This window comes from Colwellia sp. MB3u-8 (assembly GCF_014076985.1).
Taxonomy (GTDB): domain Bacteria; phylum Pseudomonadota; class Gammaproteobacteria; order Enterobacterales; family Alteromonadaceae; genus Cognaticolwellia.
This window is the reverse complement of the sequence record NZ_JACGVA010000072.1, coordinates 174,193-198,990: the sequence shown is the minus strand read 5'-3', so window position 1 is coordinate 198,990 and position 24,798 is coordinate 174,193. Positions and strand designations below refer to the sequence as shown.

Sequence of the window (24,798 nt, the reverse complement as noted above, 5' to 3'; positions counted from 1 at the left end):
TTATTTCAATTGCTATTACGCTATTTTAAGGAGCCATTGTGCTCAGTTATCGCCATGCTTTTCACGCCGGAAATTTTGCTGATGTTTTAAAACATTCAGTATTAACCTTAGTACTGGAGTACATGACCCGCAAAGATAAGGGTTTTTATTATATCGATAGTCATTCGGGCGCTGGCATGTATCAGCTGAGCGACGAATATGCTCAAAAAACCGGTGAGTATAAAAACGGTATTGCTAAGTTAATTGAAAACGATGACTTACCCGAAGCTCTGCAGCCGTATATTGATTTAGTAAAAAATTTAAATCAGGAAACTGGAGAACTTACACTCTATCCTGGCTCCCCAGGTATTGCTCGCCAGTTTACTCGTCGACAAGACAGCGCACATTTATTTGAGTTACACCCGACTGATATTGAACACTTAAAAGCATATAGCCAACGGTGGAATAAGTCCCATGTTAAGCAATCTGACGGTTACCAAGGTGTGTTAGGTTTAGTGCCGCCGCCAAACCGTCGTGGTGTAGTATTAATTGACCCACCTTATGAGTTAAAAGAAGATTACTTAAAAGCTGTTCGTACGGTTGTTAATGCTTATAAAAAATTTGCTACTGGCACTTATATTTTATGGTATCCCGTCGTTAAACGTGAACTTGTTGAACAAATGCAGAATGCTTTTATCAAAAGTGAAGTTCGTAACTTAACGCAAGTAGAATATTGCCAAGATGCAGATACTGAAGAATATGGGATGACCGGCACAGGCTTATTTATTGTCAATCCACCATGGCAATTAACTAGCCAGTTAGATGAAGTACTCCCCTATTTAAAAACAAAACTTGGTCATACTGAAAGTCAGTATAGTATTAAGCAATTAATTAGTGAATAAGTAAAATAACCTGAGCTTTGGCTAAGTACATTTCAGCCACAGCAAAATATATTGCCAAATCTCAGGTCATACAGTACAAAAAGCTCATTGCACCACAATACGAGGATCATAAGGATTGGTTGCACAGCCTTTAACATTTACTTCGTAGTAATAGTCACCTGAGTTTTTAATTTTACAACGCACTTCACCATCAGCACCTGCTTGATATTCACATCTTTTGAAAGGCGACCCCTGGGTAAAACGAATATCAAATGCATCACCAGTAGTTGTTTGCCAAGCAATATATTTCTCCTTTTTTGAACAAACACATTCGGGATCATTCTTACAGGGGTTTTTACTCTCTGAGTATAACAATGCACAGTTACTTTCATTGTCTGAGGGAGCCACCTTAATTGCGCAATGTGTTGAGGGGTCAACATGAATGAGCAATTCTTTATCTTTAGCGCTGTGGCTATCAGCAAAAGCTGCCAAGGAAGTTGTCGCTATTAATAGTATTAAACCGCTGATCATTTTTTTCAGTAATTTGATATTTTGGCTATTCATTGAATTTTCCTTATTCAGCTTAATGGTTTCAAACAATTTCTTTTAACCAATGTTTATAGTCGTAAAACTGAGGATCCGCCAATAAAAGCTGTCGGGGATAACCTAAAAAGATAGCTTTTTTAATAAATGGCTTCATGTCGTTAACGTCAAAGCAGTTAATAGCAACTATGGATAAATCGTAATAAATATAGGGATCTTGCACATTATTTTTAAGTGCTATGTCTTGATGATCTTTCGCTTGGGTGCACTGGGTTAATTCAGAATAATAACGAGAAATTTGTGCTTGCAGACTAGCGTCTTTGTCATTAATAATGGCATTTTTTTGAGCTAGTTTAAGTCCTTTCTCATAAGCTGACTTAGCACTATTTTTTTGGTTTTTTGTATATTTAAATGCATCACCTAAATTCCCCCATACGGTAGGATCTAATGGTGATAGTTCAGCACTTTGCAAATACATTTCGGCTGCATTTTCATAGCGTTGCATAAAAAAAAGTACTGTACCTAAATTTGAAAAGGTTAATGCTGTTGGCTTAATTGCCAGTGATTTAGACCAAGCAATGTTAGCCTGCTCAAAATTTAGTACCATGTAATAAACAGCCCCTAAGGCATTATAGGCCATGGCCGTGCTGTTATTGATTAGTATTACTTTATTAAATTGGCTAATTGCATGTTCATATCGGCCCGAATTAAATAAAAACGTACCATAATCATAGTAGTTTTTCCAATTACCTAGCTCAAGACTAATCGCTTGTTGATATAAACTTTCAGCCTTATCACTTTGCTCTAATTTTGCGTATAAATCAGCTAATGAAATAAAAACTTCACTCGACTCTGGTTTAATTAGTTTTGCTTTGTTTAAGTGTATTTCAGCTTTTTCATATTGACCATTGATACGATAAAGTCTACCCAGTGCTAATTGTGACTCAAACGATACTGTCCGATTACTGGTAATTAATTGACAAACATTTAAACCTTTTTCGTATTCCTTTGTATCATTGCTCAGTAAATATTTATCCAAGTAAGTTTGACATAAGGCTGACGAAGCTTGAATAAAATTAGGGTCCAATTGTAAGGCAATAATAAAAAGTTTTTCTGCTGCGACTAACGTGTCGATGTTTGTTGAATTTCTGTACTTTTCTTTGCCTTGTAAATAAGCATCATAGGCTGCAAAATTCTCTGTTGGCATGGCATTGATGGTATTCTCTGCGTTATCGCCAACAATAAGCAAACGCAATGCATTAGTAATTTTACGAGACAAGTCACTATAGAGTATAACCAGTTCATCTATTGAGCCCCTAGATTCATCAGACCAAACCTGAAAGCCAGTCACAACATCTGTCATGAGGGTGTTAATAATTAATACCCTGTTGACAACTTTAGAGCGCCCTTCTACGATATATTTAACGCCTAAAATATTTTTAATTTCTTCCATGCTTGCTTTAGGTTCTAATGCATTTACAGCCCTTATTGAAGACACCTTAAATACAGCTACCGCTTTTAAGGTTAATAGATTTACCAGCTCTTCTTGCAAACCTGAAACTAAGTATTGAGGGTTATTGTCTGTATCGGTTGCATGAAAAGGCAAAACAGCAACGGCATTTTCAATCACATTAGCAATAGGCGCTTTGTTATCAACAATGATATTAAGCGGCTGTAAATTACTTTCTCTTTCTATTTTCTCAATAAGATGAGTAGACACGTAATATATAATCAACAATATTATTAATATACAAAAACTATCGACAGAAAGTTGTTGATAAATAAATCGGTTATTTTTATTATTTTCATGAGCAAACTTTTTTCTTATTTTAAATTCTTTATACCACTGAAAACTAATAACCAGAGGAAAGCCAATAACTAAACATAAAGCACCCAGCTTCCCGCCCCAAGTTGGCACATCAAAAATAGGTAAAATAATGGAGAATACTTGTAATAAAACCCAAGATACCACTAAATATGCGGCACTAGCGTTAATTAAACGGCTACTTTTTAATAATGAAAATGACAATTGCCATTTTTTTTCTGAGCCACTAATTTGGTGTACCTGATCAGCGGGGAATGGCCAAATGCTATGCACTGACTTTACCACTGTCGGTAAAAGCATACGATAACCTTTGCGAGGAATAGTTTGGATATATGTGGGACATTCTTTGTGATCATCAAGTACATGTCTAATTTCACTGATGACGTGGGTAACATTGGTTTTTGCCGCGTGATTATCACCCCAGGCAAAAGCTAAAATTTGCTCTCGCGAAACAATCTCACCATTAGTCGATGATAAATAGAGTAGAACCTCCATCGCTTTAGGTGCTAAGTGGTATCGTTGACCATTTCGAATCACGATGCCTAAGTCAGGTTCAATCACTAGACTACCTAATTGAAAGCCCTGATGTAGCTCTGCATCTACAACAAAGTGCTCCTTAATCTTGCCTAATGAAACTGAAACTTCTGGTTCATTGCTCGCTGACACTTGATGCTAGCCTCACAAAAAAGAGCACAGCATGCCTTTAGGCACTCTTTATAAATTTTAGGGTTTAATCAAAATATAAGTATTGTTGATATTAGAAAAAATAGCGAGTGGTCGCTATGATAAAGCCGCCTCAGCGCTAATTTATCAAGATTTTTCTATGGTTGTTAACCGAAATTTTTTCACAAAAAACTTTAATTATTACAATGCATGGCAAGTCATAAATACTTAAATGAATTCACAATCAAGCACTATAGAAATAAAAAACCCGCTAGACCTTTTTAATATTGAGGCATAACGGGTTTATAAAAGCTTACTGGCTAAGATAACTGATCAGGATCAATCCACTTCATCGATAGTTGAATTATCAATATCTTGTGGGGTAACTACTTGCTTACGTTTTAATACCGGTAAGTCACCAGCGTCTTCCGCTAAAAAGGTATCCTTAACAATTTTCTTTGATTTTGGTTTCTTAGCTACTACGACTGATTTATTGCTATCTTTTGCTTTGCTATCGACTTTCACTTTCTTAGGTTTAATACCTTTGAACTTAGCTTTTAAGCCATCAACAGTATCAAAAGTCAGCTTTTGTTGCAGAAAGCCTTCTACATTTTTAAAGCTTATCCAGTCTTTAGGTCCAACAAATGAAATAGAGTCACCTGTGCTACCTGCGCGGCCAGTGCGACCAATGCGATGAACAAATTCTTCGGTATGCTTTGGCATATCGAAATTAATAACGTGCGAGACATTAATTAAATCTAATCCGCGAGACGCTAAATCGGTCGTGATCAGTATTTTTTGCTGCCCTTTACTGAAGCCGTCCATTATTTGATTACGTTGACCTTGGTTGAGCTCACCACTTAACGCAACAGCACTTAAGCCTTGCTCAGTTAATAATGTCGATAACCGGTCGGTATCGGCGCGGGTCGCAGTAAATATAATTATTTGCTGGTGATCTTCAGTCGCAATAAAGTGCGCCAGTAGCTTTTCTTTATGGCTTAAGTTGTCACAAAGATAAAAACGCTTAGTAATGTCTTTATGCTCGGTATAGCCACTGCCGATAGCGACACGCTTTGGCTTTTTCAATAATGCTAAAGCAAAGTCATTAACTTGTGCATGATCTAAAGTCGCAGAAAACAGCAGCGTTTGGCGTTTACGATGATCGGCAGCTTTGTTGATTTGTGATAACTGATCGGCAAAGCCTAAATCTAACATGCGATCTGCTTCATCAAGGATGAGTAATTCTAAACCACTCAAGTGAAAATGCCCTTGCGAAAGGTGGTCGGCTAAACGACCTGGTGTAGCAACAATAAAATGAGGTTCTTTTTCTAATACTTTAACTTGGTCGTTAAAGTTTTCACCGCCAAGAATAAGCACAGCTTTAAATGCCGAGCCCGAGGTAAACATTCTTAGCTGAGTAAAGACCTGCTTGGCTAATTCACGAGTTGGCGTTAAAATAAGCACACGTGGATCTCGCTTACTTAACGCTCTATTTTTCGACAAGCGCTGCATCGCAGGAATAATAAAGGCTAGCGTTTTACCTGATCCGGTCTTAGATGAAGCAATCAAGTCATGACCTGCCATGGCGGCAGGAATTGCCTGCTGCTGAATTTCACTAGGCTCACTAAAACCTAAATGTTCCACAGTTGACATTATTTTACTATCCAATCCAAAATCACTAAACTGCAAACTTACTCTCCACGTTATTTAACTTATATCTGTTGGACAATATAATTGTTACAGACACATAAAACCAAAAATATAATAGCGTATTGTAACCTGTAATTGCCGATGTTTAGCCAAACTATTTTGGTTTAAAAAGAAATATTTTTAAACTAGCTAATTGTTGCTGCTTTGTTTGATTTAAATTCACCTGTTAATCGCTTATTTTCGCTAATTCAATACCAAAGATTAAATAACCACATAAGTTCAGGAAAAATTCCCATTTACCCGAACTAAAGCTGCCGTATACGCAGGTAAATATATCGGTTGTTTAACAAAACGATTAGAATTAGTTGATACTTAACACAATTACACCTTGTTCAACGGTAAGTCGCTTAGCAAAGCGATGGTATTTTATAGCTTAATGGCTCAGCTTGTTAGTAAAGTTAAATAAGATAGAAAACCCGTAGAGGCCTAGTGTGGAATAGCTAAGTAAAATTAATTAAGTTTACACTATTGAATAGAAATAAATAAATGAATTCAGATGCTCCCTTCTCGCCATACACAGTTATAAAAGCAATAAAGACAGATAAAAAAGATATATTGCGCTTTTATAAAAATCAGCAATATGCAGCAAGTTTCATCGGACATGATCAATGTTATATTGTTAAAATTGATCAGTGCATTATAGCTAGTGTAATCATATCAGCCGGCCAAGATCCGGGGGATTTTTGGCTACTACATGGCTTAGTTACCGACAAAGCTCAGCGTGGTAAAAATATCGCAAGTTTAATACTACATGCCCTTATTTCTGAAAAAAATGAGCAAAAAAAAGCAAAATATAAGAACATTATTTGCTTTGCTGATAAGGCATTAAAAGCGTTTTATTCATCAAATCACTTTATTCTTTATAACGCCTGTGACGACATAGCTCAGCTACCCGAAGAGTTTAAACAACGATTGATTCGCTATCGAGAGAAACAGAAATATTTACACTGCTTTCGCTGTAGTGTAAATGATTAAATCAAGCGGCAGTTAATTGCTGCTCTATGCTAATAAACCTAGGTAAAGAGCTATCTTTACCATTCAAGCCATTTTACTTGCTCTCTGAGCCACCTAAAAAATCAGCTTCCATGATAATCAGTACAGTTTTTAGATGGCTAAAAAATTTTAATAAAATATTAACTTGATAGTAAAGTTTATAATGACTACCTAAGGTAAGCGCTAGCGCAGACTATTTTTAGCCGCTGTTAGCGTGTTTTTTAATAAACAAGCAATTGTCATTGGTCCTACGCCACCCGGAACAGGCGTAATAGCACCACATTTAGCTATAACCGCATCATAATCTACATCGCCAACCAGTTTTGTTTTGCCTTCATCGGTTAAAATTCTATTGATGCCTACATCAATAATAGTAGCCCCTTTTTTAACCCAATCAGCTTTAACAAATTTAGCTATACCAACAGCGGCAACTAAAATGTCAGCTTGCTGACATACTTCTGGTAAGTTTATTGTTTTAGAGTGCGCAATGGTTACCGTACAATTTTCTTGCAGTAACAACATAGCCACAGGCTTACCAACAATATTAGATCGACCGATAACAACAGCATGCTTACCAGATAAATCATCACCTAAATGTTGTTTTGCCAACATCACACAACCTTGTGGCGTGCAGGGTACTATAGCCTCTTTGTCACCATTAAATAATCGACCAGAATTTATCGCATGAAAACCATCAACATCTTTATTAGGACTAATGGCTGAAATAATAGCACTTTCTTCTATATGTTTTGGTAAAGGTAACTGAACTAGAATGCCATGAACGCTATCATCATTATTTAATTTTTCAAGCTGGCTTAGTAAATACTCCTGAGAAGTATCAAAGGGTAATTTTATCTCATTCGAGATCATACCAATTTCTTGTGTTTGTTTTACTTTATTTTTTACGTAAATATGGCTAGCCGGATCTTCACCAACCAGCAGCACAGTCAAACTCGGCTGAATGCCATGACATGATTTAAACTCAGTTATTTCTACCGCTAATTTATCTCGTAATTTTTTAGCTACTAACGTTCCATTAATATTCATTATTACTGTTCTCATTGGTTAAACCAAAATAGTACCTTGCAATTAACACCAATTTTATTAATCAAGTCATCTACTTTTTAATGCCAAAAAACAGATAAATAAAAGGCATACAATTTAATAAGTAATACCAATTCCGATAATTTTGTGAGCTAATATCTTTAACAAAGAATGACTAAATATGACTCAAGATTTATCACAAATTATTGCCACTACGACTAACGGTAGCGGTATTTTTCAAGGCAGTTGTCGCCTAAATTGTTAAGCAGCTTCTTTATATTGCTGTGGATTTAACTCCACAACACCTATTGGTTGCCAGTTTCTTTCTTGTTTTGACCATCGTTCTGGATGCTCATTTCTTTTCTGTTGATATAACACTTTTCGTTTCACTAATATTTCAATATCGAGGCCATCATGCCTTTGATTTGGCGTGACAAACTTGATCCTACTATGTCGATGTTCATTGTTGTACCAATAAACAAACTCTTTTACCCATTGTCGTGCTTCATCCAAGGATTTAAACCCCTCAGAAGGCCAGCGAGGGTGGTACTTTACTGTTCTAAATAGCGATTCTAAATACGAATTATCATTACTTACTCTTGGACTGCTGCGTGATGTGACCACTCCTAAGTCGACCATCTTAGCTCGCATTGTCAGGCTTTTATTTGCTCGTGATACAAACCTTTGGTTCGACAATATGCACTTAAATCAACCTCAGATAGTGTGGATGTTGCGAGCAAACCGCAAACTTCTCTTCGCTTGACCACTTATCTGACGAACTTACTTTTGCCAACTATACAGGGTTGAGAGGTTAATGCCCTCTTGGTCTGCAAACTTTCTGACCGACAAACCCCTTTGACTGAGTTTGTTTAATATTGCTGCGTTAAATTTGCTTAAATACCTTTGATAATTTACGAACGTTAACTTACCGCACCCTGTTTATTTAAAAAAATTAATTGAGGCGACAACTATCCTGACACAGAGGGTAACTGTACAAGTATATAGCTGAAGGTTTTTTATTAAGTCTGCCTGCCTGTTATCAGAAAGTATTCCTACTATTATTCGTACTATGCATTACAGCATTCAAACTGAAGAAACCTATTGGTATTACCTTGCTGTCGATAGAAAGAGGTTAATCTTTGGACTTTTTAGTGTACTAGCTAAATAGGCGACATTTTCTTTTGTCCACCCCCCAATACGAGAACAGGAAAACCAAACCTTCTTCACGATAATAAGTCGGTTTTTGACAGTTTTTCAGACAGCTTTGCTGTGCATAATGTTTATTTTCAACCCGCACTAGACGACCGGTCTACTTTTCGGTATTGTGACTACCATGAAAATACAAACTAACGAAACACGCCAGCATATTTTAGACATGGGTTACGAGTTGATCGTAGCAAAAGGGTTTACAAGTGTTGGTTTATCAATGCTGCTAAAACATGCACAGATCCCTAAAGGCTCCTTCTATCATTATTTTAAATCGAAAGAGCAATTTGGTGAAACACTCATTACTGATTACTTTGCTAAGTACATGCAATGGTTAAATGCTCTGTTCACTAATAAGCAGTTACCTGCCAATGAACGGCTATTAAACTATTTTAAGCACTGGATCGTGTTTGATCAGGGGGTCTGTGGTGCGCAAAGATGTTTGGTAGTAAAGCTCAGTGCTGAAGTCTCCGACCTTTCAGAGCCGATGCGCTTAGCCTTAAATAAAGGTGCTAATGATGTCGTTTTAGCCATTGCTCAATGCGTTGAAAGCGGCATACACGACGGCTCTATTAAAGTGACTAACGCGCAGGAAACCGCCGAAATTTTATATCAAATTTGGTTAGGCGCATCCATTTTATACAAACTCAGTAAGGACGTTTCTGGCTTACAACGTACGCTGCAGAAAACGGAACATATTTTACAAGGTAGTTAACCTGTTAAGAAAATAACATAAACTCGTACTTATTTATTGTCGGGTTTTTATTACATCCCATCAATAGACGACCGGTCTATTTTAAGCGGTTGAATGTTAACTATCACGACTAAGTTAGTTAACCACTATAAACAATTATGAAAGGAATATTTATGACTGCTCAATCTAATCAAAATCAACGTATTGTATTAGCTTCACGCCCTGTCGGCGCACCAGCACAGAGCAACTTTCGCCTTGAAAATACAGCGAAACCTATTCCCGCAAAAGGTGAAGTTTTGCTTCGCACTGTCTATCTTTCACTGGACCCTTATATGAGAGGCCGAATGAGTGATGCAAAATCTTACGCAGATCCAGTCGCCATCGATGACGTCATGGTGGGCGGTACGGTCTGCCAAATCGAAGCGTCAAACAATGATAATTTCCAAGTCGGCGAGTGGGTATTAGCCTACACAGGTTGGCAGAACTATGCTGTATCTGATGGTGAAGGTCTGCTCAAACTCGGTACCAATCCGGCGGCCCCCTCCTATGCGCTTGGTATTATGGGGATGCCAGGATTTACCGCTTATAAGGGACTTTTAGATATCGGCGAACCCAAACCAGGCGACACTATTGTCGTTGCTGCGGCAACAGGTCCTGTCGGCGCAACTGTTGGCCAGATTGGAAAACTTAAAGGCTGCCGTGTTGTTGGGATTGCAGGCGGTGAAGAAAAGTGTCGTTATGCTAAAGAAGAGCTGGGATTTGATGAATGTATTGACCATAAAGCAGAAGACTTTGCACAGCAATTAACTGCCGCATGTAATAAAGGCATTGATGTCTACTATGAAAATGTAGGCGGAAAAGTATTTGACGCGGTTCTGCCGCTGCTTAATGTGGGCGCTAGAGTACCTGTATGCGGTTTAGTTTCTCAATACAATGCAACCTCATTACCTGACGGCCCTGATCGTCTGTCTATGCTGGTGGGAACAATGTTGGTAAAACGCATTAAAATGCAGGGTTTTATTATCTTTGATGATTATGCAGATCGTTATGACGAATTTGCTGTCGATATGACAACCTGGCTTAAAGAAGGCAAAGTGAAATATAAAGAACAAGTGATAGAAGGTTTAGATAATACGCCTGAAGCCTTTATGGGGCTGCTTGAAGGTAAAAACTTTGGTAAGTTGGTTGTTAAAGTAAACAACCCGCTATAACAATAAATCAAAGGGAAATATTAATGATGTCATTCATTGTTGAAATGGTGAAAAATAATGGTGAATTCGACAAGTATAAGAACATTGCAGCTTATGCACAGCAATTAGCCACACACCCAGCCTTTATTCAGGCAGATCATATTGAATTAAAAGCAGAAGCATAATTCATTAAGCAAGGTGCTGTTTTTTAAAAATGAAGCTGCTCATGTTTTCGCATGGGCAGCACTATTTTCTGTCAGGCTCCTATTTTGACTATCAAGTACACAGGTCTAAGCGACCTGCAAAATAAAGCGCTTATTGTGATACTCAAATATTTACAGGGTCATTTATAGTAATGCCGCGATTTTGGCCGGTCATTTGTGCCCTTTTGCATCTTAGAAAGTTAACTTGTTAACGCCGCTAAGTGGCAGTTCGCTCTTTTGACAACCTCTTCAATACACTAGCCAAACCTTTTTCTGGCTAAGCAGTGAATCTCAGTCGCAACACTTACTGACCGGTAGGCTAGTGAAATATCTTTGCCTGATACTTAAATCGGCACCTTAAGTGAGATTTAAGACCCCTTGGACTTCCCTGATTTTGCTAGACACTAAATAAGTTACCTTGTAACTTCAACTAGAGGTGTTTATGAGTAAAGGCAGTAGTTGCCACTTTACGGTTATGATTATTAGCACAATATAACCCACTTTTATGTTCACTATCTTCAGGGATAGCTGACATTAGCAGCATTTTCTAGGGTGTTTTAACCCCCTGAGTAAGATAGAGAATATAAATTTATTGCCAGGTTTACTTAGCCACTACTATGCGTCAATTTAACTGTTTTAGACTCGGTAGATAGAGAATATTTCAATAAAAAATTCTCTATCTACCTTGCACCGAAACATAAGAGTCTTTAACATCCAACTATCTAATTATCTAATTATCTAATGCTTAAATCCTATGTTCCCTTTATCTGTTCTTGATCTAGCCCCTGTAAAAATTAATGAAACACCTGCAGATGCACTAACCCAATCTCTCGAATTAGCGCAACTCGCTGATGGTTTAGGTTATTTGCGGTATTGGGTGGCAGAACATCATAATATGGTTGGAATAGCCAGCGCTGCAACATCTGTCGTTATTGGTTATTTAGCGGCGGGGACTAAAAACATTAGAATTGGCGCTGGCGGAGTCATGCTTCCTAACCACTCACCTTTAGTCATTGCTGAGCAGTTTGGTACTTTAGAGTCATTATATCCTAATAGAATTGACCTTGGTTTAGGCAGAGCCCCTGGAACCGACCAGTTAACATGGCGAGCTTTGAGAAGAGATCCAAGATCTTCCGAGCAATTCCCACAAGATGTCCAAGAACTACAAGGATATTTTGATCCCGTTAAACAAGATCAATCCGTGCAAGCTGTGCCAGGAAAAAACTTAAAAGTGCCCCTTTGGATGTTAGGATCTAGCTTATTTGGTGCACAATTAGCGGCGCAACTGGGCTTGCCTTATGCCTTTGCTTCACACTTTGCTCCAGCATCACTGGATCATGCATTTGAACAATACCGCCATTTATTTAAACCATCCAGTCAATTAACAAAACCTTATGCTATGCCCTGTATTTCTGTGATTGTTGCAGATACCAATGAACAGGCTGAATATTTATTTACCAGCATGCAGCAGCGGTTTTTAGGCATGATTAGAAATCGACGAGGTAAATTATTACCACCCATTGATAATATTGAGAACTGTTGGAATCCAATGGAAAAAGCACAAGTTGAAAGTATGTTAAGTTGTGCTTTTATAGGTGATTCGGCAACTGTGAAAGAGAAACTTCAAAATTTTATTAATAGAACTCAAGCCGATGAATTGATCGTAAACGCCGGCATTTTTGATCAAAGCGAAAAATTACATTCTTATCAATTGTTAGCAGACATTGGTAAACAACTTGTTCATGCATAAATCCCTTTGGCTTTATTTTTAAAATATTTAATCGTGCAACAAGTGTAGCGTGATGCGCATCAGTTATCGATAAAATATAGCGCCTTACTAAACGGCTGATTACATTTGGCTATAATGCGTGAGGAACGGACCGCAGCCAACTGTAAGAATTTTTTCCTGCTTGAGTGGCTTATAAAGCAACAACGACTAAACCTGAATTGTACCTTTTAAATACTGTACAGCCTTACCTAAAAGTAAAACTCTATCATCCGCAACCTTGCATATTATATTGCCGCCACGTTTAGAAGCCTGATATGCAATTAATCTAGACTTATTGAGCTTTCCAGCCCAATAAGGTGCTAGCCCAGTATGAATAGAACCTGTAACAGGATCTTCATCACCGCCATTCGCAGGCCAGAAATAACGAGAAACAAAGTCATAATTGTTTGATTTAGCGGTTACAACAACATCATATGGGGCGAGTTGCTTTAATAACTCATTATTTGGAACGACAGAAGTCACATCAACTTCGTTTTCATAAACAACAAAGTATGCTTGATTGTTTAATAACACTTCCTTTGGGGTAATTGAAAGGCCGTTTAATAATGCTGCTGGTATATCCTTAATGGTTTCAGGTGGCCTACTCGGGAAATCCATTTGAATATAACCGCTATCCATTTTCGTAACAGATAAATTACCTACTGCTTGAGCGTAAAAATTAATATTTTTTACATCATCATTTTTAGCAAAAATAACAAATGAAGCTGCTAATGTGGCATGACCACAAAAGTCAATTTCTGTTATTGGAGAAAACCAACGAATTTCATAGTTATGAATATCAATTTTTTTAACATACGCGGTTTCTGATAGGTTATTTTCAATCGCAATGGACTGCATAATCTCATCAGAAAGCCAGTCCTTGGTAATAATTACTGCAGCTGAATTCCCTTTAAACACCACATCTGTGAATGCGTCAACAACATTGATTTCTAATTCCACTTGAGAATATACCTCCATAGGGATATTTGCTTTATAACGAGCTTGTAGAATAACTCGTTTATTATGAATACCCCCTAAAATAGGGGTACCAAATGCATTACCTATATCAAGTAAATCGTCTACAGCGCGATACAGGAACACAAAAATTTAGTGATTTTGGCTGAATTAGTTATTCTACAGCCTCAACGCCGCCATAACAGGCGAATCTTTTGTGAAGCATTTTGTGTAATACTGAAGCGCAACGGCAACACAAAATGTGTAGCTAAAATTTGTCTTTTTTTATGGACTTGTTATAACCCCGTTCAACTCGTCATTCGTTTAGTTATTTCGTCTAGTTCGGGGACAGTTAAGCGAGACATAGCCCAGCCTTCAGCGAAGGGGATCGTGCTGGATTTAGGTAGCTTATCCTTTTCTAAATCTTTAATTTTTATCCTTGAAGGTATCGCTGCACCTTCACCGACAAATATTGCTTCTTGTTGAGATAGAATTGAAAGCGTACTGACCATTCCTGATAGTCCATCAGGTAGAAAACGTGCAACATGCTGCTGGTCAGCTGAATTTGTTAATCGAAGTACTACCCATGTTCCACACTGAGAAATAACAGTACTATCTACGTCTGCTGGGCGTTGGCTAACAAGCATAAGTCCAATACCGTATTTACGGCCTTCACGCGCAATTCTTCTAATTGCATTTTGAGCTGCTGCATATTGAGCCTCGCCCTTATCTGGAACATATCTATGGGCTTCTTCGCAAACAATCAGGATAGGGTCTTTAATTTTTTCACTTTGCTTTTGATGTACCTTATATTGGAATAACAACCTAGCGATTACGGCGGTTAATGGCCCTGCTACTTCATTCGGTAAACCTGAAATATCGATGATCCTTACATCTTTATCAGCTTCTGTACTAACACCTACAAATTGATTCAAAATTTTAGAAAGAGAATCATCGCCTTCTTTCCAATTTTTCATTAGGAACATCAATCTTGAATCTTTTCTAAGTACTTTTAATTTATCTAAAACTGATGCCGATGAAGATTTAGAATACTCAGCAGGCGGTATTGATTCATGCTTATCACTTTTTATTCTACCAGCTTGAATAAATCTAATATGATGCTCGAACTCATCAAGTGAAAATGAGCGTGGTTTGTCTCTATCAAAAGAAAGAGTTTCAGTAATGTCCTTTCTATCCATTAATTGAGGGTCATCAACATTCGTAACACCATTCAAGGCTTCAGTTCCAAACTCTGAAGGGCAAGGCTTGAGAATACCTGCAGCAACCATACGTGCATGACTTAATGCCTTATGCACAACATTATTTTGGCTCGTTGCACTAAAATCTGTTTTACCAATAATCAAATTGGATAACTCATCGCTAGACATTAACCAATAAGGTAGATTTATTTCTTTTTGTTCATCCACATCATCAGCAAGCACACCATAAGCGCGAAATAATAATGCTCTTGCCTTAAATGCCTGTCCATACTCACCATGTGGATCTATTATTATTATTTGAGGTGATAAAAAATTATCTTCATGCTTGTGTTCAAGAACACTATGTAATATTGCTGCTACTGTTCCTGATTTTCCTGAACCAGTAGAACCCAAAACAGCACAATGCATTCCAAACATTTTGTTAATGTTCACTCTACAGACTGATGACTCAGATGCGCTGTATGTTGCAAAAGGAACTAGAGGGTTAACAGCATCATCGACAGCACCTTCCGCAGATTGATAAAGTTTGGACGTTTCTTCGCTCGTTAAGATATATACACTTTGAAGTGGCAGTGGATAGGTCTTTATGCCTCTTTTAAAAGAAAGGATATTTATCGAGTTCTTCCAATGCCCTTCGGCAAGCAATTGGACCTCCATTACCCTTTGATCAGAGTCCCCAGTTATAGCTTGCCCCACTTCTAATAATTCTTCAGAACGCATACGAAGCATGGTAACAATTCCGAAAATAATCTTTCGACCATAGTGAATTTTAATCATGCTACCAATTTGCCCTATAGGGTATACACGACCTTCATATGTGCTAGATAATTCAGATATATTATTCGATATTTCGACCTTTACAGATGTGCCAGATACTTCTACAACATGACCAATTTTCAATTCATCAATAGGATTAAACATATTTATACCTCACAGCCGTTTTGAAGAATTCCCGTAACACCTTTGAATGTCCACCAATAATCGGTTTCCATTCTTTTATAAGGACCAGCAGCACCGACATATAGTCCATTAGTAGTTACAATAAAAACTCGTTTACCAAATGAAGTGTTACGCCACTTTTCCAAGCATTCAGGAATTAACTCTTTGCATTCAACGAAAGCTAGCAGTACCGTTTTGTTGTTTGCTTTTGACATAGCGACTTCTATTTCATTATTAATATGTTCATCACCAAAGCTATACCCACAAACTGCTAATACATTTGGGGCTTGTGAGTTTAATGAGCTTCTAAAAAAATCAAATTGTGTTGAGAAGGGATCTTGTTGGGTAGCAATATATTTTGTTGATTGTGGATAAATTAAAACCCGTTTTGTAGTTTCAGGATATTTATCATTTGACCTTACTCGCCAAACGTACCCTTTATCACATTGAAACCAATCAATTGAACCATGCATTTTCATTATATTTGCTCTGTGGCCACCTAAAGGTAATGCATCTCCATACGTTACGGTGCGGTAAGCGACTGAACCACCAGAAAACCCATCCCAATATGGGATTCGATTTAAAGCTAGGGCATCTTCAATTAAAGTGTCGTAATTAATAGTAAATAAATTTACAGGTTTTCGCCTATCTTGAATTCCAGCCTGCTGATGATTAAACAGTACTTCAATAAACTTTTTATGTGCATCTATCGAGACAATTGGACTATCAGGAGTTCCTTCTTCTGCAACATTCCCATCCTGATCCTCAACATAGCCGGATCTAATAGTGTCAGATATAATTTGAAGTATTTCGTGATGAATTAATTCTAATTCATCTTTAGCAAAGGCATTACCGTTGATGTTGATCTTTTTTGTCTTACTCCTCTCAGCAAGGGCAATATAATCACCGAGATGGCTGAGAATATGTTCCACATGACAATCATCGGGCAACTCTGCTTTAAGTGGTGTCAAACAGTTATTGAATGCTATGAGGTTATTTTTTTTTAGTATATTACTTACTCGATTTGTAAGTGGGTACATTAATGGCAACTTTGCATCATAACTAATACCCGCACCTAGTAGCCAATTTAATTCTGAACATTTTAAATTTTCTTCTAGTTGAGATATCAGCTCATTGTTAGACGTATCGTCCATGATTGCTCCGATGTGACTTAAGGGTTATAACAGCTTATTATGGATACGTCTTAGTAACCTCCGCACCATAATCAACACTTTATTTACACTTTATTTACACTAATATCCCATACTTACAAGGTATTAGAAACAATTAACACAAAAAATATAATACTAATTAGGAGGTTACTAAGACGTTTTACTACTCACACCTCTTAGCAGACGTGAAATAAAACACTTTATATTCATACAGTTAAATTATTTTATTTAATAATATGTGTAATTAATACTGTATTACTAAAACGTCTTAGTAATACAACTTGAAGAAATATTTTATTTTTATTTAACCAGTTACTGTAACTATAAAAATATATAGCTGCCTCCCTATTGTTAGAAAGTATTCGCCCTATTATTTGTACTATGCATGACAGCATTCAAACTGAAAAAAACTCTTGGCATTGGATAAAAAATTTCATTTTTGTTTAATGACAAATGCCACGCTAAAAATATTGGGGAAGAGGAGGTAAGTCATTATCTAACTTAGCTTGCTGTCGATAGAAAGGTTATTTCATCTGTACAGAACTTAGCACCTTGCGCTAGCGTTTTTATCTACCAACATGGATTAAAAAGAGAATTAACGTTATTAACGAACACCATCAGAGCTAAGGTAGCAACGAGAGTAGAATCCCAACGGTATTATCTAATGATGAGGCAATAACACTTATTAATGGATAACAATAGAACAAATATTCAAAACAGTTTTTACTTAAAACGCCTTAACTCATGATAGTAACATAATGAATGTTTTAACAAAAAACTATGATGTATAGCCCAAGCATTAGGAATATTACCCTCATGGTTAACCACGTTAGAGCATAAGTTGCGCCTGGTTGGATAAATCTAAAAAGGTTGTTTTTCGAATGTTTTAGCTCCACGGGGGATCTGGCACCAACTGAGCTTTTCACTTACCCAAACATGAGCCGATGGTTTAAATATAGTGGCGTCTGCTAAACTGATTGGTTTTAATTTTAATTTGATCGTGCTTAAGTCATCTGGGTTGTAATGATAAACTCTATTCCCGCAAGTTGAGCAAAACTTTGCGTTATTTCTGTTACCACTATCGGCGATTCTACTCCATTCATTTAAATCCCCTTCGAACTCAATAGCATTTGACGCAATAATGGCAGTAACACTAAATGGGCTAGTAGAGAGCTTTTGGCATTCTGTGCAATAACAAGCCCACACCCTACTAGGTGGTTCATACAGTTTGTATGTTACTTGCCCACACTGGCAGGAGCCTTTAATCGGATATTTCATACGCTAATTATTCCTCATTCATAGCAATGCCGCTAAAGGTTTAATGCTTGTTCGACACATTTTTTGACACTTTATCGACACTTTATCGACACTTTATCGACAGTAAGTGTACTCATAATAATACTGACATGCATTCGTAGGTCTAATTTTTTTATTTAAAGTACATGGAGGACAAGTAATAACTGATCTAGCATTCTATTACTCATTAAACGCTCAAACTTATGGCGTTACCTTTTATATATCATAGTGTTACTGCATGCTAATCTAGATACAGCACTGCAGCGCACGCCAATAATGTCATTATTAGTATAAATATTTTCAATAACTTAGGTTCTATGTTTATTGATATTTTAACCGCCATCCAAGCGCCTATGATATTGCCCAAGGCCAATGCTAGGCCCGGTAACCAAAGAATTAAGTCTTGATAAATAAAAATGCCTAAAGCGCTTAAGGTAAATGCTAGCGTACACACTAATTTTAAAGCATTGGCTCGCACTAAATCATAATGAAGAGAGCCAGCAAGGGCAAACAGCAGGATAAAACCCACACCTGCTTGTATTAATCCGCCATAAAAGCCCGAAATAAACAGTATTAACCATGAGCTAGGTGTTGAACGGACAAGTTTAGGGGCTGTTTCAACATTGGGTAATATTATACTAGGGAACAAAATCATCACCAACGACATAGCGATCATTGAGCCAAGTAGCACATATTTAAGGGTTTGCGCTGACATCACCAACGCAGCCAATGCACCAAATACACCACCCAGTATAGTTAAACTTAAAATGGCAGGTAAATCGTGGCTTGCTAACTTGTTATATTTCTTAAAACCGGCAATGCCTGACACTGATTGTAACAGCACACCCACTCGGTTAGTCGCGTTAGCTATGTCAGCAGGCATACCCATTATCATTAATGCAGGGAGAGTTAAGTTAGAGCCTCCCCCTGCTAATGTGTTGATAATTCCCGCAATAAATCCTGTTATTGTCAGTAATAAATAAAACCAATATTCACTCACTCAGATAAGTCCTTTAGTTCTCTATAGTGAACTCGCTAACTGTTATGTAATGATCAGGTATCCAGGTAACAATAAAACTAGCGATAAAATAACTAATTGCATTAGGATAAAAGGAATCACACCTTTGTATATGGTTAGCGTTTTTATTGATTTAGGAGCGACCCCCTTTAAGTAAAACAGACTAAAGCCAAACGGCGGGGTTAAAAATGATGTTTGCAAATTCATCGTAATAAGAATAGCAAACCAAATTAAGTCAATATCTAATGCCATGGCAATGGGGGTTAAAATTGGCACAACTAAAAAAGCAATTTCAATAAAATCAATGAAAAAACCCAGTATTAATATCGCCACCATTGCAGATAATATAAATGTCCATTGACCACCAGGAAGATCCATAAAAAAGTCTTCAACGATAAAGTCACTGCCTGAGTAGGTAAAAACCATTGAAAAAGCCGTGGCGCCCAGCAGCACAGCAAAGATCATAGAACTCACTTTTACCGACTCTTTTGAAACGTCATTGATCATTTTAAAAGAAAACTTACCATAGCATGTCGCCAATATAACCGCGCCAACAGCCCCTATGGCCGATGACTCTGTTGGCGTAGCAATGCCGCCAAATATTGACCCCAACACTGTGATAATTAATAGCATTGGCGGCACAATATCTTTCAGGGCTTGAATTAATAATTCCCGCTTACTTTCTGTCACTATCATAGGTGGACAAAATTCTGGTTTTATTTTTCCTAGCACAAGAATGTAAAGCGTATACATCAAGATCAACAAAAAGCCTGGCAATATCGCCGCTTTAAACAAATCTCCCACAGGCACACCCATCACATCACCCAATATAATCAAAATAATTGAGGGGGGAATAATTTGTCCTAAGGTACCTGAGGCGCAAATAACGCCAGTAGCGGTTGGTTGATGATAATTATTTTTTAACATTACCGGTAGAGATATCACTCCCATCGCCACAACGCTTGCACCAACAACACCTGTTGATGCCGCTAATAGTGCTCCAACGATAATGGTTGAAATAGCCAAGCCACCCGCTACCTGACCAAATAATTTTGCCGAAGACTCTAATAATTTTTCAGCAAGGCCTGTTTTTTGTAAAACAATACCCATGAAAATAAACATTGGAATAGCCATTAGCGTGGTATTTTCCATAATGCTCATGATGCGGTATGGCATAAAGGCGAACAGATCTGTTCCTAGGCTGATAACGCCAACAAGAAGGGAGATACCCGCAAAGGTAAAAGCAACTGAATAGCCAAAAAACAGGAACATTAACGCTACGGCAAATAAAACTATTCCAGTCATTTTTGTGCCTCTTTAAAATTGGGTTTAGTCATTAATGCTCTCATTTGAGTTAACACTACATAGGTAATGCAAAGCACTAAAAATAGCGAAGAAATGGGAATAACGCTGCGTATTATCCAGCGATGTGGCAGGCCACCAGGGTCGCCACTACCTTCACCAATAGCATAAGCTTCATAACTATAATGCCAACCAAAATAGATTAATACACAAGCAAATGGCAGCGCTAATAGCAGAGATCCAACAAGATTAATGATGGCTTTTTTCTTGCTGGATAATTGATCATAGATTATGTCTACCCTGACATGTGCGTCTTCTTTAAGGGTGTATCCGATACCGAACATAAACATTGCAGCAAAAAAATGCCATTCAAGTTCTTGCATACCAATACTGACGTCATTGAAAAAGTATCGTAATACCACGTCATAGAAAACATTTAAAATCATCAATACCATCAGCAGGCTACATAGGTTTCCTACCGTATCAATGATTTTTCTTAATAGGTTAATTAAAGTATTCATGTTGTCTCCACACATACCTAACAATGGCGGCTAGGTATGTGTGTGATGGTTAGAAGTGAATTATTTCGAATCAAAGTTATCGAGGTAAGCGCGGTCTGAAAAGTTAGTCCAGGCACGTACTTGTTTCTGATAGCTAGAAATTGAATCTAAAATTTCTTTTGTTTTAGGATCTTTCTTCGCTGCTTCTAGCAAAAGTTCATCGTTTGCTTGCTTAATTGCTGCCATAACAGGTTTTGGAAACGATCTAATTTTCACATGAGGGTAATCTTCTTGAATAGTCGCCAAATTTTTACCACTTTCATGCATCGACTGAATGTACATATCGTAAGCGGCCAATTTCATTGCTGCCGTTAGAATTTTTTGCAAGTCTTCAGGTAATGAATTATAAGCTTCTGGATTAACCATAAACTGAAGTTCTGTCGCAGGTTCATGCCAGCCAGTATAATAATAAGGCGCTATTTTATGAAAACCCATTCTAAGATCAAGCGATGGGCCAACCCATTCTAATGCGTCAATCGTATTTCTTTCTAGCGCCGTATAGAGTTCGGCAGAAGGAATATTGGTCGGTTTAGCCCCTAGCTTAGCAAGTACCTCACCAGCAAAGCCAGGAATGCGCATTTTTAAGCCTTGAAGATCTTCAACACTATTAATTTCTTTACGGAACCAACCGCCCATTTGATTACCGGTATTACCGCCCGGAAATGACATGATGCCGTGTTTGTCATATACCGACTTCATTAATTCCATGCCGCCGCCATGGTAGAACCAAGCATATTGCTCAGGTGCCGTCATACCAAAAGGAAGCGTAGTGAAAAACATGGTATTAAAGTCTTTCCCTTTCCAATAATATGATGCCGAATGTCCCATTTGATATTGACCATTTTTAACAAAATCGAAAATACCAAAGGCTGACTTGTGTCTGTTTGAAGAATCAATGCGAATGGTTAATCGCCCATTTGACATTTCGTCAACTAAACGAGCCATATTTTTTGAAGCGTCACCAAATATAGGAAAATTAGGCCCCCACGTTTCTGCTAATTTCCATCGGTATTTTTTGTTATCGTCAGCATCAGCATTTGCAAATCCAGAGAATGCAACTGACGCAATGAATAATACTTTTAGTATTGAGGTTTTTAACATGTTCACCTTTCCACCTATTAGTCTATTTTAAACAACCCATTGTTGCGTAAGTAATCAATTTTTACATAATAGTCCGTAAGTAAGTATTAGACTTCTTTACTAGGTATTACTACCTAACTATTTATCTGTGATAGAAAGTTAGTGCTAATTTTGCGATGATTAAATTTTTTATCTTGATATTAATAAAGGCTGTTGAAATGAGAATGCCATTACGGATGTTTTATCTTGCCATAATTCAGGTTATTTTAACCTCTTTTATTATCTATTATTTCGTTTCTAGTCAATATCGTGAATTGTCTGATCTCAATGTTAAAACACTGGAAACTTTCCTTATTACCCAAAAAGAACAAGAATTAAAAAACTATATTGCCATTGCACTTTCATCGGTCGAACATATGGCTGAGTTATCAGAAGATAAAAAAGACCTGGTTAAAGTTGCGGTGGCAAACATCTTTAAAAATATGCTATACAACGGAGATGATGGCTATTTTTTTATTTATGATGATAAAGCCATCGCCATTGTTCACCCTAAACAGCCGGATAGAGTTGGGGAAAGTTGGTGGGATTTAGAAGGTGAAAATGGCGATAAAATTATTCAAGTTTTATTGGCGAATGCTCATGCTGGCGGAGGATTTTATCGCTATGACTGGCTTAAACCGTCAGGAAAAGTGAACGCGCCCAAATTGGGCTATTCTGTTTACATTGATAAATGGCAATGGATGTTAGGCACTGGGGTCTATTTAGATGACGTTTACTCACAACTGAACAACTTACATCAAGAGATTGATTTACATATTAATTATACCAAAAAAATTATTTTGATTGTGGCGCTTTCTTCGATATTTTTTATATTTTTATTTGGCCTTGCCGTTAATCTAAGTCATAAAAAAAGAGCTGAAGCAAAAATTAGTGAATTAGGTCAACGGATCATTGATGTGCAAGAAGAAGAAAACCGGCATATTTCAAGAGAGTTACATGATGGTATTATTCAAACCTTAATTTCAATTAAATATTCGCTTGAAGCCACTACTTTTTTTCTTCGAAAAAACAAACAAGAAAAGCCAACATCACTGAAACAGGCGGAAGATAACTTAGGCTTTGCTATCCACGAAGTGCGAAGAATATCTCATCATATGCATCCCCAAATATTAGACGAGCTAGGTTTGTCAGCCGCCATTGAAAACCTGAGTCGCGATTTCGCTAAACAAACCAATATTGAGATAAAAGTCAGCAAACCATCATTAAAAAAACTGCTACCTGATTTTATTAATACTACGCTTTACCGGGTGGTGCAAGAGTCACTCACCAATATTAAAAAACATGCTGACGCTAGATGCGTATTAATTGACATTTCAATACAACAAACTTGGCTAACCTTGAGTATAAAAGATGATGGTGTAGGCTTTGACGTAAACGCGATAAAGAAAAAAAAGCACTCAGGTATTGGCTTAAGAAACTTGGCTGAACGTGTTGAATATCAGCGGGGTAAATTTCATATAAGCTCATCCAAAACCGGCACTGAAATAACCGTTAAAATTCCAACGAAAAGTTTTGCAAATTATTTTAACCACTTAAATCGAGCAGTAAAACAAAATGATACATGATAATAAACAACAAGCAAAAATATCAGTTTTATTAGTCGATGATCACCCTATGGTTCAAGGGGGATTGTCTGCTTGTCTGGCTTATTACGATGATATCGAAGTCATAGGCGTAGCCCATGACGGTAAAGATGCGCTAAATAAAGCTAAAGAGCTCAAACCCAATGTTATCTTGATGGATGTCAGTATGCCATTCATGAATGGTATTGATGCAACAGAGATTATTACCGAGCAGTTGCCCGATACTAAAGTGTTAATTTTTACTATGCATAATAGTTCTGAGTTTGTTCACAGCGCCATTCAAGCGGGCGCTTCAGGTTATGTATTAAAAGACACATCATCAGAGGAAGTTTATTTTGCTATAAAAGCGGTCACCAAAGGTAATACCCACTTTAGTAGCTCGATTGCAAAAATGTTACAAGAAAGTCCATTGAAAATGGAAAACGATAAGTTAACCACACGTGAGCAAGTTATTCTCTCATTTGTTGCACAAGGATTTTCCAGTAAAGATATCGCTAAAAAGCTCGACATAAGCTTTCGTACAGTTGAAGCTCATCGTCGTAATATAAAGGCTAAACTCAATATAGAATCACTGGCTGATCTTGTTCGCTTTGCTATTAACCATGGCTTAATTAATAAAGAAGGAGAATGAGAAGAGGATTCAGAAGATAGCGCATAATAGGTTGTAAAAGAGCAAATATAAGCTAAAAAACACTGCGTTGTTAATTGTCATCAGTAGATTTAATGCAGATGTTCATTAGCTTTGCCCCGAAAGATACTAGGCAATGAAACACTCCTGCTATCGTAAAGTTAACCTGTCAAAAAAATTATCGATTTATGATTGAATTCGAAGACCGTTTGAAAGATATTATTTAAACTTGGTAGTTAAAAAAAATGCGTTACAGGGCTTAAATACTCTCCATTTTTAGTTGACCC

General features: G+C 37.3%; 20 protein-coding genes and 1 pseudogene. 8 read left to right on the top strand and 13 right to left on the bottom strand.

Annotated elements, in window-relative coordinates; all coding sequences use genetic code 11:
- Nucleotides 1-38: 38 nt before the first annotated feature.
- The gene (locus tag H4J54_RS16760) at nucleotides 39-881 is read left to right on the top strand and encodes a 23S rRNA (adenine(2030)-N(6))-methyltransferase RlmJ (protein WP_182192135.1); all 843 of its coding nucleotides are present in this window, start codon (nucleotides 39-41) and stop codon (nucleotides 879-881) included.
- 84 nt (nucleotides 882-965) lie between these two features.
- On the opposite strand, the gene H4J54_RS16755 is transcribed toward H4J54_RS16760, so the two are convergent.
- The 3 genes from H4J54_RS16755 to H4J54_RS16745 form a co-directional block, all read right to left on the bottom strand.
- Nucleotides 966-1,424, bottom strand: coding sequence for a hypothetical protein (locus H4J54_RS16755; RefSeq protein ID WP_182192134.1), 459 nt, complete (start codon nucleotides 1,422-1,424; stop codon nucleotides 966-968).
- 28 nt (nucleotides 1,425-1,452) lie between these two features.
- On the bottom strand, nucleotides 1,453-3,894 hold the full coding sequence (locus tag H4J54_RS16750; protein ID WP_182192133.1) for a winged helix-turn-helix domain-containing protein: 2,442 nt from the start codon (nucleotides 3,892-3,894) through the stop codon (nucleotides 1,453-1,455).
- 336 nt (nucleotides 3,895-4,230) lie between these two features.
- Nucleotides 4,231-5,580, bottom strand: a complete 1,350-nt coding sequence (locus H4J54_RS16745; RefSeq protein ID WP_182192132.1) for a DEAD/DEAH box helicase — start codon at nucleotides 5,578-5,580, stop codon at nucleotides 4,231-4,233.
- 507 nt (nucleotides 5,581-6,087) lie between these two features.
- Here H4J54_RS16745 and H4J54_RS16740 point away from each other — a divergent pair.
- A complete protein-coding gene (locus tag H4J54_RS16740; RefSeq protein ID WP_182192131.1) occupies nucleotides 6,088-6,576 on the top strand; it encodes a GNAT family N-acetyltransferase in 489 nt (162 codons plus the stop codon).
- Nucleotides 6,577-6,777: 201 nt separating this feature from the next.
- Here H4J54_RS16740 and H4J54_RS16735 read toward each other — a convergent pair whose 3' ends face one another.
- Nucleotides 6,778-7,656, bottom strand: coding sequence for a bifunctional 5,10-methylenetetrahydrofolate dehydrogenase/5,10-methenyltetrahydrofolate cyclohydrolase (locus tag H4J54_RS16735; protein ID WP_182192130.1), 879 nt, complete (start codon nucleotides 7,654-7,656; stop codon nucleotides 6,778-6,780).
- A gap of 243 nt (nucleotides 7,657-7,899) precedes the next feature.
- Nucleotides 7,900-8,301 (bottom strand): annotated as a pseudogene (locus H4J54_RS16730) (integrase core domain-containing protein); the annotation flags it as partial.
- A gap of 670 nt (nucleotides 8,302-8,971) precedes the next feature.
- Between H4J54_RS16730 and H4J54_RS16725 the strand changes: the two are divergent.
- From H4J54_RS16725 to H4J54_RS16710, 4 genes are all read left to right on the top strand, one after another.
- Complete coding sequence (locus tag H4J54_RS16725; protein WP_182192129.1) at nucleotides 8,972-9,559, top strand: TetR/AcrR family transcriptional regulator; 588 nt, start codon at nucleotides 8,972-8,974, stop codon at nucleotides 9,557-9,559.
- Nucleotides 9,560-9,711: 152 nt separating this feature from the next.
- Complete coding sequence (locus H4J54_RS16720) at nucleotides 9,712-10,749, top strand: NADP-dependent oxidoreductase (RefSeq protein ID WP_182192128.1); 1,038 nt, start codon at nucleotides 9,712-9,714, stop codon at nucleotides 10,747-10,749.
- Nucleotides 10,750-10,772: 23 nt separating this feature from the next.
- On the top strand, nucleotides 10,773-10,913 hold the full coding sequence (locus H4J54_RS16715; RefSeq protein ID WP_182192127.1) for a hypothetical protein: 141 nt from the start codon (nucleotides 10,773-10,775) through the stop codon (nucleotides 10,911-10,913).
- Nucleotides 10,914-11,685: 772 nt separating this feature from the next.
- Nucleotides 11,686-12,681: an LLM class flavin-dependent oxidoreductase gene (locus tag H4J54_RS16710; protein ID WP_182192126.1), complete on the top strand. Its 996-nt coding sequence runs from the start codon at nucleotides 11,686-11,688 to the stop codon at nucleotides 12,679-12,681.
- A gap of 186 nt (nucleotides 12,682-12,867) precedes the next feature.
- Here the strand turns inward: H4J54_RS16710 and H4J54_RS16705 are convergent, their stop codons facing one another.
- From H4J54_RS16705 to H4J54_RS16670, 8 genes are all read right to left on the bottom strand, one after another.
- Nucleotides 12,868-13,659 (bottom strand): PhzF family phenazine biosynthesis protein, encoded by a 792-nt coding sequence (locus H4J54_RS16705; RefSeq protein WP_182192125.1) that lies wholly within the window; start codon nucleotides 13,657-13,659, stop codon nucleotides 12,868-12,870.
- A 302-nt stretch (nucleotides 13,660-13,961) separates the two neighbouring features.
- A complete protein-coding gene (locus H4J54_RS16700) occupies nucleotides 13,962-15,794 on the bottom strand; it encodes an ATP-binding protein (RefSeq protein ID WP_182192124.1) in 1,833 nt (610 codons plus the stop codon).
- Between the two features lie 2 nt (nucleotides 15,795-15,796).
- Nucleotides 15,797-16,966 (bottom strand): SIR2 family protein, encoded by a 1,170-nt coding sequence (locus H4J54_RS16695; protein WP_182192123.1) that lies wholly within the window; start codon nucleotides 16,964-16,966, stop codon nucleotides 15,797-15,799.
- Nucleotides 16,967-17,845: 879 nt separating this feature from the next.
- Nucleotides 17,846-18,262: a GFA family protein gene (locus tag H4J54_RS16690; RefSeq protein ID WP_182192122.1), complete on the bottom strand. Its 417-nt coding sequence runs from the start codon at nucleotides 18,260-18,262 to the stop codon at nucleotides 17,846-17,848.
- Between the two features lie 259 nt (nucleotides 18,263-18,521).
- Nucleotides 18,522-19,280: a sulfite exporter TauE/SafE family protein gene (locus H4J54_RS16685; RefSeq protein ID WP_182192121.1), complete on the bottom strand. Its 759-nt coding sequence runs from the start codon at nucleotides 19,278-19,280 to the stop codon at nucleotides 18,522-18,524.
- A 42-nt stretch (nucleotides 19,281-19,322) separates the two neighbouring features.
- Nucleotides 19,323-20,603 carry a TRAP transporter large permease subunit gene (locus H4J54_RS16680; protein ID WP_182192120.1) on the bottom strand — a complete coding sequence of 427 codons (1,281 nt, stop codon included), beginning with the start codon at nucleotides 20,601-20,603 and terminating at the stop codon, nucleotides 19,323-19,325.
- Entirely contained in the window at nucleotides 20,600-21,121 is a 522-nt protein-coding gene (locus tag H4J54_RS16675) for a TRAP transporter small permease subunit (protein WP_182192119.1), read from the bottom strand. Before H4J54_RS16675 ends, H4J54_RS16680 begins: the two co-directional genes overlap by 4 nt.
- A 60-nt stretch (nucleotides 21,122-21,181) precedes the next feature.
- Complete coding sequence (locus tag H4J54_RS16670) at nucleotides 21,182-22,261, bottom strand: TRAP transporter substrate-binding protein (protein WP_182192118.1); 1,080 nt, start codon at nucleotides 22,259-22,261, stop codon at nucleotides 21,182-21,184.
- Nucleotides 22,262-22,458: 197 nt separating this feature from the next.
- On the opposite strand from H4J54_RS16670, the gene H4J54_RS16665 reads away from it, so the two are divergent.
- Entirely contained in the window at nucleotides 22,459-23,865 is a 1,407-nt protein-coding gene (locus tag H4J54_RS16665) for a cache domain-containing protein (protein WP_182192117.1), read from the top strand.
- Entirely contained in the window at nucleotides 23,855-24,514 is a 660-nt protein-coding gene (locus H4J54_RS16660; RefSeq protein WP_182192116.1) for a response regulator transcription factor, read from the top strand. Before H4J54_RS16665 ends, H4J54_RS16660 begins: the two co-directional genes overlap by 11 nt.
- Nucleotides 24,515-24,798: the final 284 nt, after the last annotated feature.

Bases quoted from the DNA above. Each gene is read 5' to 3' on its own strand.
- H4J54_RS16755 (WP_182192134.1), bottom strand. From the start codon at position 1,424: ATGAATAGCCAAAATATCAAATTACTGAAAAAAATGATCAGCGGTTTA.
- H4J54_RS16735 (WP_182192130.1), bottom strand. From the start codon at position 7,656: ATGAGAACAGTAATAATGAATATTAATGGAACGTTAGTAGCTAAAAAA.
- H4J54_RS16715 (WP_182192127.1), top strand. From the start codon at position 10,773: ATGATGTCATTCATTGTTGAAATGGTGAAAAATAATGGTGAATTCGAC.
- H4J54_RS16740 (WP_182192131.1), top strand. From the start codon at position 6,088: ATGAATTCAGATGCTCCCTTCTCGCCATACACAGTTATAAAAGCAATA.
- H4J54_RS16665 (WP_182192117.1), top strand. From the start codon at position 22,459: ATGAGAATGCCATTACGGATGTTTTATCTTGCCATAATTCAGGTTATT.
- H4J54_RS16695 (WP_182192123.1), bottom strand. From the start codon at position 16,966: ATGGACGATACGTCTAACAATGAGCTGATATCTCAACTAGAAGAAAAT.
- H4J54_RS16710 (WP_182192126.1), top strand. From the start codon at position 11,686: ATGTTCCCTTTATCTGTTCTTGATCTAGCCCCTGTAAAAATTAATGAA.
- H4J54_RS16720 (WP_182192128.1), top strand. From the start codon at position 9,712: ATGACTGCTCAATCTAATCAAAATCAACGTATTGTATTAGCTTCACGC.
- H4J54_RS16690 (WP_182192122.1), bottom strand. From the start codon at position 18,262: ATGAAATATCCGATTAAAGGCTCCTGCCAGTGTGGGCAAGTAACATAC.
- H4J54_RS16725 (WP_182192129.1), top strand. From the start codon at position 8,972: ATGAAAATACAAACTAACGAAACACGCCAGCATATTTTAGACATGGGT.
- H4J54_RS16670 (WP_182192118.1), bottom strand. From the start codon at position 22,261: ATGTTAAAAACCTCAATACTAAAAGTATTATTCATTGCGTCAGTTGCA.
- H4J54_RS16680 (WP_182192120.1), bottom strand. From the start codon at position 20,603: ATGACTGGAATAGTTTTATTTGCCGTAGCGTTAATGTTCCTGTTTTTT.
- H4J54_RS16660 (WP_182192116.1), top strand. From the start codon at position 23,855: ATGATACATGATAATAAACAACAAGCAAAAATATCAGTTTTATTAGTC.
- H4J54_RS16700 (WP_182192124.1), bottom strand. From the start codon at position 15,794: ATGTTTAATCCTATTGATGAATTGAAAATTGGTCATGTTGTAGAAGTA.
- H4J54_RS16675 (WP_182192119.1), bottom strand. From the start codon at position 21,121: ATGAATACTTTAATTAACCTATTAAGAAAAATCATTGATACGGTAGGA.